Origin of the sequence: Sulfitobacter sp. EhC04 (assembly GCF_001650875.1) — a bacterium.
GTDB lineage: Bacteria > Pseudomonadota > Alphaproteobacteria > Rhodobacterales > Rhodobacteraceae > Sulfitobacter.
In genome coordinates this window covers 159,137-170,411 of the sequence record NZ_LXYI01000034.1, presented here as the reverse complement: position 1 = coordinate 170,411, position 11,275 = coordinate 159,137, and the positions used below count along the sequence as shown (strand labels likewise).

Annotated in this window: 14 protein-coding genes; 10 read left to right on the top strand and 4 right to left on the bottom strand. The window is 63.1% G+C overall.

Annotated elements, in window-relative coordinates; genetic code table 11:
- Nucleotides 1-218 precede the first annotated feature (218 nt).
- The 5 genes from A8B82_RS15645 (at nucleotide 219) to phnN (ending at nucleotide 3,549) form a co-directional block, all read left to right on the top strand.
- Entirely contained in the window at nucleotides 219-563 is a 345-nt protein-coding gene (locus A8B82_RS15645; RefSeq protein WP_067294370.1) for an endonuclease domain-containing protein, read from the top strand.
- A 70-nt stretch (nucleotides 564-633) separates the two neighbouring features.
- Nucleotides 634-1,509, top strand: coding sequence for an alpha-D-ribose 1-methylphosphonate 5-phosphate C-P-lyase PhnJ (locus A8B82_RS15640; protein WP_067294368.1), 876 nt, complete (start codon nucleotides 634-636; stop codon nucleotides 1,507-1,509).
- Nucleotides 1,506-2,276: a phosphonate C-P lyase system protein PhnK gene (gene phnK / locus A8B82_RS15635; RefSeq protein ID WP_067294366.1), complete on the top strand. Its 771-nt coding sequence runs from the start codon at nucleotides 1,506-1,508 to the stop codon at nucleotides 2,274-2,276. Before A8B82_RS15640 ends, phnK begins: the two co-directional genes overlap by 4 nt.
- Before the next feature lie 47 nt (nucleotides 2,277-2,323).
- Entirely contained in the window at nucleotides 2,324-3,007 is a 684-nt protein-coding gene (gene phnL, locus A8B82_RS15630; protein ID WP_443069343.1) for a phosphonate C-P lyase system protein PhnL, read from the top strand.
- A complete protein-coding gene (gene phnN / locus A8B82_RS15625) occupies nucleotides 3,004-3,549 on the top strand; it encodes a phosphonate metabolism protein/1,5-bisphosphokinase (PRPP-forming) PhnN (RefSeq protein ID WP_067294362.1) in 546 nt (181 codons plus the stop codon). Before phnL ends, phnN begins: the two co-directional genes overlap by 4 nt.
- Here the strand turns inward: phnN and A8B82_RS15620 are convergent.
- Nucleotides 3,531-4,199 carry a DUF1045 domain-containing protein gene (locus A8B82_RS15620; RefSeq protein WP_067294359.1) on the bottom strand — a complete coding sequence of 223 codons (669 nt, stop codon included), beginning with the start codon at nucleotides 4,197-4,199 and terminating at the stop codon, nucleotides 3,531-3,533. The two genes, phnN and A8B82_RS15620, sit on opposite strands and share 19 nt — an antisense overlap.
- A 56-nt stretch (nucleotides 4,200-4,255) precedes the next feature.
- Here A8B82_RS15620 and A8B82_RS15615 point away from each other — a divergent pair, with 56 nt between their 5' ends.
- The 5 genes from A8B82_RS15615 to A8B82_RS15595 all read left to right on the top strand — a co-directional run bounded on the left by A8B82_RS15615 (nucleotide 4,256) and on the right by A8B82_RS15595 (nucleotide 9,025).
- Nucleotides 4,256-5,401 carry an alpha-D-ribose 1-methylphosphonate 5-triphosphate diphosphatase gene (locus tag A8B82_RS15615; protein ID WP_067294357.1) on the top strand — a complete coding sequence of 382 codons (1,146 nt, stop codon included), beginning with the start codon at nucleotides 4,256-4,258 and terminating at the stop codon, nucleotides 5,399-5,401.
- Nucleotides 5,402-5,746: 345 nt separating this feature from the next.
- Nucleotides 5,747-6,766 (top strand): extracellular solute-binding protein, encoded by a 1,020-nt coding sequence (locus tag A8B82_RS15610; protein ID WP_067294355.1) that lies wholly within the window; start codon nucleotides 5,747-5,749, stop codon nucleotides 6,764-6,766.
- Between the two features lie 119 nt (nucleotides 6,767-6,885).
- Entirely contained in the window at nucleotides 6,886-7,704 is an 819-nt protein-coding gene (locus A8B82_RS15605; protein ID WP_067294352.1) for a ChaN family lipoprotein, read from the top strand.
- Between the two features lie 9 nt (nucleotides 7,705-7,713).
- Entirely contained in the window at nucleotides 7,714-8,025 is a 312-nt protein-coding gene (locus tag A8B82_RS15600) for an antibiotic biosynthesis monooxygenase family protein (RefSeq protein ID WP_067294349.1), read from the top strand.
- Nucleotides 8,026-8,104: 79 nt separating this feature from the next.
- Entirely contained in the window at nucleotides 8,105-9,025 is a 921-nt protein-coding gene (locus A8B82_RS15595) for an MBL fold metallo-hydrolase (RefSeq protein WP_067294346.1), read from the top strand.
- A 16-nt stretch (nucleotides 9,026-9,041) separates the two neighbouring features.
- Here A8B82_RS15595 and A8B82_RS15590 read toward each other — a convergent pair whose 3' ends face one another.
- The 3 genes from A8B82_RS15590 to A8B82_RS15580 all read right to left on the bottom strand — a co-directional run bounded on the left by A8B82_RS15590 (nucleotide 9,042) and on the right by A8B82_RS15580 (nucleotide 11,269).
- The gene (locus tag A8B82_RS15590) at nucleotides 9,042-9,491 is read right to left on the bottom strand and encodes a methyltransferase family protein (protein ID WP_067294343.1); all 450 of its coding nucleotides are present in this window, start codon (nucleotides 9,489-9,491) and stop codon (nucleotides 9,042-9,044) included.
- Nucleotides 9,491-9,919, bottom strand: a complete 429-nt coding sequence (locus tag A8B82_RS15585; RefSeq protein ID WP_067294340.1) for a DUF302 domain-containing protein — start codon at nucleotides 9,917-9,919, stop codon at nucleotides 9,491-9,493. The genes A8B82_RS15590 and A8B82_RS15585 overlap by 1 nt, the downstream gene beginning before the upstream one ends.
- Before the next feature lie 84 nt (nucleotides 9,920-10,003).
- Nucleotides 10,004-11,269 carry an NAD(P)/FAD-dependent oxidoreductase gene (locus A8B82_RS15580; protein WP_067294337.1) on the bottom strand — a complete coding sequence of 422 codons (1,266 nt, stop codon included), beginning with the start codon at nucleotides 11,267-11,269 and terminating at the stop codon, nucleotides 10,004-10,006.
- Nucleotides 11,270-11,275: the final 6 nt, after the last annotated feature.

The following is an 11,275-nucleotide window of genomic DNA, read 5'->3' as shown; positions in this document are numbered from 1 at the left end:
GGGGTACGGTGCCCCCTCTCCCCTTGGGGAGAGGGGACACCGTACCCCAGGCAGCACACCTCGTGAAACAACAGGATGTGCCATCGGCGATAGCGTGGCTCCCCTCTCCCCGAGGGGAGAGGGGCCGGGGGTGAGGGGGTTTTGGTCTGGCAAGAAATTGCGGCAAGATTCTTGTGTTCTTAACCGATGGTTCACGATTTCGATGCCACGCTGCCCGGATGGGCAGAACCAAGCCGCAGATCAGCAAGGCACGTGCGCAGCGTCGTTGGATGACAGCGCCCGAAGACAAGGTCTGGCAGGCGTTGCGCAACCGGCAGGTGGCTGGTTTGAAGTTTCGCCGCAAAGCGCCCTTGGGACCTTACGTCGTGGACTTCCTGTGTCCTGCGGCGCGGCTGGTGGTGGAGGTCACCGGGCTGGCCCAACATCGAAGTTTGCTGGTCCAGCGGGACATGGCGTTGCAGGCACTGGGCTATGGTGTGGTCCGCCTTACCCGCGCGCAGGTCGAGAACGACTTGGGCAATGTGCTGACAGAGATCGCCGGGATCGCGCATCGCAGATATTGACGCAGCCACGCCGATGCGCGCTTCGACCTGCACCTTTCAGTTTTCAAGTCAGACAGGAGCGGCGTTTCGCATGACTGTTTCAGCCTATAACTTTGCCTATCTCGATGAGCAGACCAAGCGGATGATCCGCCGAGCGATCCTCAAGGGACTGGCGATTCCCGGATATCAGGTGCCTTTTGCAAGCCGCGAGATGCCGATGCCCTATGGTTGGGGCACCGGCGGCGTGCAGGTTTCAGCGGCGGTTTTGGTGCCCGACGACACCTTCAAGGTCATTGACCAGGGCGCGGATGACACCACCAATGCCGTGTCCATCCGCCGCTTTTTCGAAAAGACCGCAGGGGTGGCCGTGACCGACGACACCGCAAAGGCCAGCGTGATTCAGACCCGTCACCGCATTCCCGAAATGCCACTGCGCGCGGACCAGATCCTTGTCTATCAGGTCCCGATCCCCGAGCCTCTGCGGTTCCTGGAGCCTTCGGAGGTCGAGACCCGCAAGATGCACAGTCTGGAAGAATACGGGCTGATGCATGTCAAGCTTTACGAGGACATCAGCCAGCACGGGGCGATTGCCACCGCTTATGCCTATCCGGTCAAGGTCGAAGGGCGCTATGTCATGGACCCTTCGCCGATCCCGAAATTCGACAATCCGAAACTGACCATGGATGCCATCCAGCTGTTCGGCGCGGGGCGCGAGCAGCGTATCTATGCATTGCCACCCCATACGCAGGTCGTCAGCCTTGATTTCGAGGATTTCCCCTTTGAGGCCAGCAAGGCGGATCATGCCTGCGATCTTTGTGGGGCCGTGGACAGCTATCTCGATGAGCTGATTGTCGATGACGCGGGGGGGCGATTGTTCATGTGTTCGGACACCGATTATTGCAGTACCCGCCGCGCGGCAGGCCATGTGGGCGCCCAGGGTGTTCCGGTGAAGGAGGATGTGGCATGACCCCGTTGTTGCAGGTTGAAGCCGTTTCGAAATTCTATGGTGCGCGGATCGGCTGCACGGATGTGTCGTTCGACCTCTATCCGGGCGAGGTCATGGGCATCGTCGGTGAAAGCGGATCGGGCAAGTCGACACTGCTCAATTGTCTGGCAGGGCATTTGCCGCCCGACGCCGGTGCGGTCCGGTTTGATACCCGCGCCGATGGATTGCGCGATACCGTGACGATGAACGAACCGGAGCGGCGCATGCTGGGGCGCACCGACTGGGCCTTTGTCCATCAGCATGCCCGCGACGGGCTGCGCATGAACGTGAGTGCCGGCGGCAATGTGGGTGAGCGATTGATGGCGGTGGGCGCACGCCATTATGGCGATATCCGCAACACCGCGACGGACTGGCTGGGCCGGGTGGAGATTGCCGCCGATCGGATCGACGACCGCCCCAGCGCCTTTTCGGGGGGCATGCAGCAGCGGTTGCAGATTGCGCGCAACCTGGTCACCGGGCCACGGCTGGTGTTCATGGACGAGCCGACGGGGGGGCTTGATGTTTCGGTGCAGGCCCGGTTGCTTGATCTGATGCGGGGTCTGGTCCGCGAGATGGGATTGAGTGCCATCATCGTGACCCATGACCTTGCCGTGGTGCGGCTGTTGGCCGACCGGCTGATGGTAATGAAAGACGGTCATGTGGTCGAGACCGGCCTGACGGACCAGGTGCTGGATGATCCCCAGCATGGCTATACGCAACTGCTGGTCTCTTCGGTCCTCCAGGTATGAGACAGGTTTCGCCGCGAAACCTTTCTGTTTGTTAACAACAGGTTAATATGATGATCCAAGTTGAGAAACTCTGCAAGTCCTTCACCCTGCACAACCAGGGTGGCGCGGTCATCCCGGTGATGCAGGATGCGCAGTTTGACGTCGCACCGGGCGAATGCGTCGGGCTGATCGGGGCCTCCGGTGCCGGGAAGTCGACCCTGATGCGCATGCTTTACGGGAATTACCTGGCGGCCTCGGGCCATATCCGGATTGGCGGGGTCGATGTGGCCCGCGCCGAACCGCGCGAGATCCTGGCGCTGCGCCGGGACAGGCTGGGCTATGTCAGCCAGTTCCTGCGGGTGGTGCCGCGGGTGTCCACGCTGGACGTGGTCGCAGAACCATTGCTGCGCACGGGCTGCGCCCCGGAGAGCGCCGGGGCGCGGGCGCGGGACCTTCTGGAGCGGTTGAACATACCCCGGCATCTTTGGACGCTCAGCCCGACGACGTTCTCGGGGGGTGAACAACAGCGGGTGAACATCGCGCGCGGCTTTGCCTATGCCTATCCGGCGCTGCTGCTGGACGAGCCGACGGCAAGCCTTGATGCGGGCAACCGGGAGGTTGTGCTGGCGCTGATCGAAGAGGCCAAGGCGCGCGGGGCAGCCATTGTCGGGATCTTCCACGATGAGGCGGCGCGGCGCAGGGTCTGTGACCGTGAGGTGGACGTGGCCCGCTTTACCCCCGGACTGGCATGAGCATCGGACGCTTCATCGCTGTTGTCGGCCCTTCGGGGGTCGGCAAGGATTCCGTCATGGCCGGGATGGTGGCGCAGGCGCCGTCCCTTGTCGCCGTCCGCCGGGTCATCACCCGGTCGGCGGATGCGGGGGGCGAGGATTTCGACGCCGTGAGCGATGCCGAATTTGCGCGGCGCGTGGCGCAGGAGGCTTTTGTGTTGCAGTGGCAGGCCCACGGGTTGCGCTATGGCATCCCCGCCGGGGTCGTGGATGAGATGGCGCGCGGGCAGGATGTGCTGGCCAACCTGTCGCGGTCTGTCCTGCCAATGGCGCAAGCGCTTTTCGAGCGCTTTGAGGTTCTGTCGCTGACCGCAACGCCGGAAGTGCTGGAGGCGCGTCTGCGCGCCCGTCAGCGCGAGAATGCGGCCCAGATAGAGACCCGGCTGGCACGGGCGGATTTCGCCCTGCCTGCGGGAATCAGCGCCACGCGGATCGACAACTCCGGCGCGCTGCCGGACACTGTTGCTCGCGCGCTGGCGGCACTTTATCCGGTGAGGGCATAGCGTTGCAGGGCCTCGAACATCCCGTCATGACGCTCTCCCGCCAGGGTCAGGCTGTCCAGCAGAAACGGCTGCGGCAGGCAGTCTGCGAAATGCGCGGCGACCAGCGGGAGAGTTTGTTTCGGCTGCTCCACCCGTCCGCTCAGGGTCATGTGGAACCGGAAGGCGTCCAGCACATGGGGGTAACCCCATTCGCGCAGGTTCCGCTCCTGCTGCGGTGTCAGGTGGCGCGCCCGGCGGCGCGCCAGTTCATCTGCACCGGGCGGCGCGCGAAACCGGTCGAGCTGCATCACCGCCTCACCCGCCAGGTTGTTCAACTGCGCCTGATCCCCAACCGGAGTCAGGGCGAGGAAACCGCCCATCTGTGCTGCCTTGAGCCCATCCAGTCTGACCGGAGCAAAATGGGTGCAGAACCGCGCCAGAGCCTGCGACAGACCTGCGACATCGGTGCCTGCCGCAAGGACAAAGGGCGGTTTGATCGTGGCGTGGAACCCATATTTGCGCGGTGTCGCCGTCAGGCTGGCAAGATCCAGCCCGGCGACTTGCGGGTGGTCAGCGGCGCAGCCCGATGCGATATCCCACCCCAGCCATGCGGCCCCTTTGTCCGCCAAGGCACCCTGGGGTGTGAAATAGACCGCAAACCGTTTGAACATGAACCCTTCCTTTCAACTGGCACGCGCAAGCCGTGCCATTCAGATGTGACGTTGCTATGACACAAGAGACCGTTTTGACAAATGCCAGGATCGTCCTGCCGACAGAGGTGATCGAGGGATCGCTTCTGGTGAAGGAGGGGCTGATCGCCGATATCTCTCACGGGGGCAGCGCGGCGACCGGCGCGCAGGACTGTGGTGGAGATTACCTTTGCCCCGGATTGATCGAATTGCATACCGACAACCTTGAGCGCCACATGACGCCCCGGCCCAAGGTGGACTGGCCGCATCGCGCCGCCATTCTGGCGCATGACCGCGAGCTGGCGGGCACCGGGATCACCACGGTGTTTGACGCGATCCGCGTGGGCTCCATCGTGTCGTCCAGCAGCAGGCGGTACGGCAAATATGCGCGCCAGATGGCGGATGAAATCCTGGAAATGCGGGGGGCGGGGGTGCTGAAGATCAGCCACCACATTCACCTGCGGGCCGAGATCTGTTCGGAAACACTGGTGGAGGAGATGGCGGAATTCGGACCGGCGGACAAGATCGGGATTGTCTCGCTGATGGATCACACGCCGGGGCAGCGGCAGTTTCGCGACCTGGGCAAGTTCAGGGACTATGTTTGCGGCAAACACGGCATGTCCGCCGAAGGGTTCGACGAATACCGCGATTTTCTTTACGGGCTTCAGGCCCGGCTGGGGGCGGCCCATGAGAGCGCCGCTGTGGCCGCCGCAAAGCGGTACGGGGCCACGCTGGCCAGCCATGACGACACCACTGCGGCGCAGGTAGACAAGAGCCATGCGCAGGGCGTGAGCATCGCGGAATTTCCCACCACGGTAGAGGCCGCCGAAGCCTGCCACAGGCAGGGGATTGCCACGATCATGGGCGCGCCGAACCTGGTCAGGGGCGGGTCCCATTCGGGCAATGTGGCGGCGCGGGAGCTGGCGGAAGGGGACCGGCTGGACATCCTGTCGTCCGACTATGTGCCCGCCGCGCTGATGCAGGGCGCGCTGATGCTGAACGAGATATGGGGTGATCTGCCCCGCGCGCTGGCCACGGTCACCGCCAATCCCGCGCGTCATGTCGGGCTGGAGGATCGCGGGGCGCTGGAGGTCGGCAGGCGCGCCGATCTGGTGCGTTTCGCGACATTGGGGCATCATCCGGTGGTCAAGGCGGTCTGGGTGCAGGGCGCGCGGGTGTCGTGATGTAAGGTGCCGCCGGAACCGGGGGGTTGCGGTGATTGGTCAGACAGTGATCCGCTAGACTGCTGCCTTGCTGCCTTGCTGCCTTGCTGCCTTGCTGCCTTGAAATCCACACCCGCCACCGACGGCCTGTCCCGTCCTTCCGCCCGGCCAAACTACGCGATCCGGGAGGAGTGCCACACAGCCCACAGGACGACGGCCTATCAAATGCCGCAGCGGCTTATCCTTGTCCGCCAGCCACATTTCCCACTGCCGGGGTATTTCCGAGTATTTCGATAAGTATTGTTGCATCCTTTGTTCAGTCTGGTATCTGATCAAAAAAGTAAGGATTAAAAACTGGAGAGCCCCATGCCATTCAACGTACGTTTTACCCCCCTTGCCCTGACCGCCGTTCTGGTCGCTGGCAGTGCTGCCGCCGAGGGGGATGTGAACCTGTATTCCTCGCGCCACTATGACACCGACGAACGGTTGTATTCCGACTTTACCGAACAGACCGGCATCACCGTCAACCGGATCGAAGGCAACGCGGACGAGCTGATCGCGCGGATGCAGGCGGAAGGGGCCAATTCTCCTGCCGACGTGCTGCTGACGGTCGATACCTCGCGCCTGCAACGGGCCAAGGATGCCGGCGTTCTGCAAACCGTCGACAGCGACATTCTGGAAGACCGCATTCCCGCCAACCTGCAGGACAGCGACAACCAGTGGTTCGGATTTTCCCAGCGTGCGCGGATCATCTTTTACGACAAGAACGATGTGACCGAGCCGCCGATGGACTATCTGTCGCTGGCAGACCCCAAGTACAAGGGCATGGTGTGCCACCGCTCCTCCACCAACGTCTACAGCCAGACGCTGCTTGCCTCGGTGATCGAGAACCACGGCGCGGAAGCGGCGCGTGACTGGGCCGCCGGTGTGGTGGCCAACTTTGCCCGCGACCCCGAAGGCGGGGACACCGACCAGCTGCGCGGGCTTGTTTCCGGGCAATGCGAAATTTCCATCGCCAACAGCTATTACTTTGCCCGCGCGCTGCGCACCGACGTGGACGGCGTGACCGCAGAAGTCGATCGCATCGGCTGGATCTTTCCGGCGCAGGATGCCGAAGGGGCGCATATGAACCTGTCGGGCGGCGGCGTGGCAGCCCATGCACCGAACCGCGAGAATGCGGTGAAGTTCCTTGAGTACCTCGCGTCGGAACAGGCGCAGGAATATTTCTCTGCCGGGAACGACGAATTCCCGACGGTCGCGGGCGTCCCGCTGAGCGAGAGCGTGGCGAAGCTGGGCGAGTTCAAGGCGGATGAGGTGAACCTGTCTGCCGTGGCCCAGAACCTGCCCGAAGCGCAGAAGATCTTTAACGCAGTCGGCTGGAAGTAAGCCAAGGGTCGCATCCGGGCGGGCAAACCCGCGCCCGGATGCGACGTCACAGGGGGGGGGCCGCGCAGCTGCGGCCCTTTTGCATGGACAGCCGTGTCCGATCTTGCAGGGGGGCTGATATGCGCCACTTTCGTCACATGCTGACAGCCTGTCTGGCCGCCGTTGCGGCCAATGCCGCCATCGCAGAGGTTGACGCCGATGACATTGCGCGGATGCGGGCCGCCGATATCGTCCTCCTGGGCGAGGTCCACGACAACGCCGCACATCACCTTGGACAGGCAAAGCTGATGGCAGAGATCGCGCCGAGGGCCGTTGTTTTCGAAATGCTGACACCGGATCAGGCCGCGCAGGTCAATGCCGACAGTCGCAGCGATCTGGATGCGCTGGCACAACAGATTGGCTGGGCCGAATCGGGCTGGCCGGACTTTGCGCTGTACCGTCCGGTGTTCGAGGCGGCAGGGCAGACGCCGGTGTTCGGCGCAGCCTTGCCCCGCGACCGCGTGCGGGCCGCATTCGAGAGCGGTGCAGCCGAGGTGCTTGGGGCCGAGGCGGGCCGTTTCGGTCTGGACGCCCCCTTGCCGCAGGCGGAGCAGGAGGCGCGCGCGGCATTGCAGTTCGCCGCGCATTGCGAGGCGATGCCGATGGAGATGATGGGCGGCATGGTCGAGGCGCAGCGCCTGCGCGACGCCGCCTTTTCCGCAACGACGTTAGAGGCGCTTGCCACCTATGGCGCGCCTGTGGTGGTGATCACCGGCAACGGGCATGCGCGCAAGGACTGGGCCATGCCCGCGCTGATCGCCCGCGCCGCCCCCGATACCACAGTGCATGTGGTGGGCTTTGTCGAGGCCCCCGCAGAGGGCGGTGATCCGCGTTATGATACCACCATCGTCACCGCCCCGGCGGACAGGCCAGACCCCTGCGCCGCATTCAACAAGTAAGGACCTGTCATGTATATCGCGATGAACCGTTTTACCGTGCCGTCGGAAAACGCCGAAGCCTTTGAGGCGCTCTGGCTGGGCCGCGACAGCCATCTCAAGGAGATGGAGGGCTTTGTGGAATTTCACATGCTGCGTGGCCCCGAAAATGACGGCAAGGTGCTGTTTGCCTCGCATACGGTCTGGGCGTCGGAGGAGGCCTTTCGCAACTGGACCCGCAGCGACGCCTTCCGGGCCTCGCACAAGAGCGCGGGCACCACGGCAAAGCTGCATGAGGGTGCTCCGGTGTTCGAAGGGTTTTCGACGATCCAGCATATCGCCTGAGCGCGCCCCGGCAGGCTTGCGCTTTGCCTCCCGCCCCTTCATATTCAAAGTTACGAATTTCTTGAGAGGGGAGCAGGCGATGTCTATCACCAGGCGGAGTTTTGTCGCAGGCAGCATCGGTGCGGCGGGCATGACCGGATTTGGCCTTGGGCCACGGGCCGGACATGCGCAGATTGATCTGGGCAAGGTCCGGCTTGATGTGGTCAGCGACGGCGCGCTTGCCCTGCCGGGCAGCTTTGTCTTTGATCCGATGCCCAAGGATGAATTGCAGGCCGTGCTGGATGCGCAGGGCATTTCGCCTGACGTACTGACACCACCCTGCAATGTGACCCTGATGCGCAGCGGTGACCGGACGGTGTTGTTCGATGTCGGCGCAGGCTCGGATTTTGCGGCGACCGCCGGAACCCTGGGCGCATCGCTTGACGCATTGGGAGTCGCGCCAGAAGAGGTGACGGATGTGGTTTTTACCCATGGCCACCCTGACCACCTGTGGGGTCTGCTGGATGATTTCGGCGACCCGCTGTTTACCGGCGCGCGCTATATGATGGGCCGGGCGGAATGGGACTATTGGCTTGATCCCGAAACGGTCGATCAGATCGGCGAGGCGCGGGTTGCCTTTGCGGTGGGGGCGGAGCGGCGTTTGCGGATGATCGAAGAGGACGTGACCTTGTTCGATGACGGCGACGAGGTCTTGCCGGGTGTCCTGGCCCGCGCCACATACGGTCATACCCCAGGTCACATGGCGCTGGAGGTGCGGGACGGCACGCAATCCGTCATGGTCCTGGGCGATTGCATCGGCAACCACCATGTTGCCTTTGCCAGGCCGGAGTGGCTGTCAGGATCGGATCAGGACCAACAGCTTGCCGCCACAACGCGGGCGGCCCTGCTGGATCAGCTGGCGCATGAACAGACCCGCGTCATCGGCTTTCACCTGCCGCAGGGGTTCGGGCATGTGGAAAAGACCGCAGATGCCTATCGCTTTGTGCCGGGGGTCGGTTGACCGGGGTCAGCGACCGTCAGATCCAGCGTCTGACCCGCGCGCAATAGGCGTCGGCAGCCGGTCCGAAGGTCTGGCGCAACAGTGCCTCTTCCGGTGCGGCAAAGCGACGGTCGAGGACAAGCCAGAGCGCGCCTGCCAGCACAAGGCCCAGCAGCGAGCCTGTTCCCATGGCAAAGGACACTGTGAGCATCACCAGCGCGAGGTAGATCGGGTTGCGGGACCATTGAAATGGCCCCTCCACGATCAGGGTTTTCGGGGTGTTATGCGGCTCTATCGTGGTTTTTCGGGCAAAGAAGTACCAGGCGGACCAGACGACAAGGCCAAGCGCACCAAGAAGCACGAGCCACGACAGGGCATCCAGCCACCAGATATCCGGGTGCAGGCCCGGCGCGATGAATTTGAAAAGGTAGATGGCGGCAATGCTGCCAAGCCACCAGATTGGCGGCAGGTCTGGAAATGCACGCATCAGTCGGCCACGGCCTCTTGCACGATCTCATCCAGCAACGCCTGCACCTCCTGCATCGGGCCTTGCGGGTAGCTGCGATATCCCACGACGACCTGACCCTCGCGGTCAGCGACGAAGATGCCATAGGGGCAATGGGCGATGTTCATCGGGTCCGCCTCCATCACTTTGCGGGACAATACGGCAGAGCAGAACAGGAACACATCCGCCGCATCGAAGAGTTTGGTTTCGCTGCCGACATCACCGGCGGTGCGGTTCAGCATTTCGCCGGTATGGCTCACATAGTCAATGACCAGACCCTGACCGACAATCGCATTTTCCACGCTGAAGGTGGCGTCCTCAAAGCTGCCGTTGAAGGGATAAGTGATCGCCTCCTGTGCAAGCACCGGGGCGGCGCAGCAGATCAATGCAGAAAGGACAAGTGGTTTCATGACGTGTCTCCATTACGCGCGTTCTGCAAAGTGTAGCAGAGAACCGGGGGCGATGGGCAAGGCCAAAGCCCCCGGTCGCGTGTTTCAGCCGAACATGTCCGCGGTGATCCCGGCGTACCAGCCTTCGGATTCCTCGTAAGTCGCCTTGCGCAGTTCCGCGCTTTCCCCGGTTTCGGAGATAAAGCCGTCCACCTGGGCGATCTTTTCATCCGTCGCCTCATAGGTTGCGCCAACCTTGACGCCGTCATCGGTATCGATCAGCGACCAGCAGGTGTTGGAGTACCGGGCCGGGAACACACTGGACCCGGTCAGTGCGCCGCGCACCGCGTTGGCGCAGACCTTGGCCTGCGAATTGGCGGAGAACCCTGATTTCGGCATGTCGCCCTGTTCAGCGGAATCGCCCAGCACATAGATGTCGGGATCAGCCTTGCTGGACATGTCGATGGCATTGACCGGGGCCCAGTTCCCGTCGGTGACGCCTGCCATTTCCGCGATGCGGCCTGCCTTCATCGCCGGGATCACGTTGCAGACATCGACCTTGGTTTCTTCGCCATCAATGGTCAGGGTCATGGCGGCCGGGTCAACCGATACGTTGCCGCCACCGAATTCCTCGCCGATCCAGTCGATCATGCCCGAGTAATGGTCCCCCCACCCTTCCTGAAACAATGCCTGCTTGGAGAATTTCCCCTTGGGGTCGGCCACGATGATCTTGGCAGTCGGATTGTTCGCCTTGAGGTAGTGCGCCACCATCGACACCCGTTCATAGGGGCCGGGGGGGCAGCGATAGGGGTTCGGTGGTGCCACCATCGCGAATGTGCCGCCCTCGGGCATCGCCATGATCTGCGCCTTGAGCAGTTCAGTCTGCGAACCGCCCTTGTAGGCGTGCGGCATGGCGTTCTGGGCCGCTACGTCCCAGCCTTCGACCGCGCCATCAACGAAATCAATGCCGGGGCTGAGGATCAGCTTGTCATAAGGGACCGAACCTCCCCCCGCGAGCGCCACGGTGCGTGCATCGCGGTCCACGCCCACGGCCCAGTCATGCACGACATTCACGCCACCAGCCGCCAGCCCACCGTAGCTGTGACCAAGATCGCCCATTTCCTTGAACCCGCCCAGATAGAGGTTCGAGAAAAAGCAGGTATAGTACATGCGCGTGGGTTCGATCAGCATCACGTCGATTTCGCCCTTGCTGTCCTTGGCGATATAGCGCGCGGCGGTGGCACCGCCTGCGCCGCCCCCCACGACGACAACGCGGGGTTTGCCATGCCCCGCCGCAAAGACATCGGGCGCCGACAAGGCAGCCGTGGCCGCAGCCCCGGTACCGATAAAAGCACGTCTGTTCAGTGTCATGGTCTT

Coding starts and splice junctions, on each gene's coding strand:
- A8B82_RS15645 (WP_067294370.1), top strand. CDS start 219: ATGGGCAGAACCAAGCCGCAGATCAGCAAGGCACGTGCGCAGCGTCGT.
- A8B82_RS15640 (WP_067294368.1), top strand. CDS start 634: ATGACTGTTTCAGCCTATAACTTTGCCTATCTCGATGAGCAGACCAAG.
- phnK (WP_067294366.1), top strand. CDS start 1,506: ATGACCCCGTTGTTGCAGGTTGAAGCCGTTTCGAAATTCTATGGTGCG.
- phnL (WP_443069343.1), top strand. CDS start 2,324: ATGATGATCCAAGTTGAGAAACTCTGCAAGTCCTTCACCCTGCACAAC.
- phnN (WP_067294362.1), top strand. CDS start 3,004: ATGAGCATCGGACGCTTCATCGCTGTTGTCGGCCCTTCGGGGGTCGGC.
- A8B82_RS15620 (WP_067294359.1), bottom strand. CDS start 4,199: ATGTTCAAACGGTTTGCGGTCTATTTCACACCCCAGGGTGCCTTGGCG.
- A8B82_RS15615 (WP_067294357.1), top strand. CDS start 4,256: ATGACACAAGAGACCGTTTTGACAAATGCCAGGATCGTCCTGCCGACA.
- A8B82_RS15610 (WP_067294355.1), top strand. CDS start 5,747: ATGCCATTCAACGTACGTTTTACCCCCCTTGCCCTGACCGCCGTTCTG.
- A8B82_RS15605 (WP_067294352.1), top strand. CDS start 6,886: ATGCGCCACTTTCGTCACATGCTGACAGCCTGTCTGGCCGCCGTTGCG.
- A8B82_RS15600 (WP_067294349.1), top strand. CDS start 7,714: ATGTATATCGCGATGAACCGTTTTACCGTGCCGTCGGAAAACGCCGAA.
- A8B82_RS15595 (WP_067294346.1), top strand. CDS start 8,105: ATGTCTATCACCAGGCGGAGTTTTGTCGCAGGCAGCATCGGTGCGGCG.
- A8B82_RS15590 (WP_067294343.1), bottom strand. CDS start 9,491: ATGCGTGCATTTCCAGACCTGCCGCCAATCTGGTGGCTTGGCAGCATT.
- A8B82_RS15585 (WP_067294340.1), bottom strand. CDS start 9,919: ATGAAACCACTTGTCCTTTCTGCATTGATCTGCTGCGCCGCCCCGGTG.
- A8B82_RS15580 (WP_067294337.1), bottom strand. CDS start 11,269: ATGACACTGAACAGACGTGCTTTTATCGGTACCGGGGCTGCGGCCACG.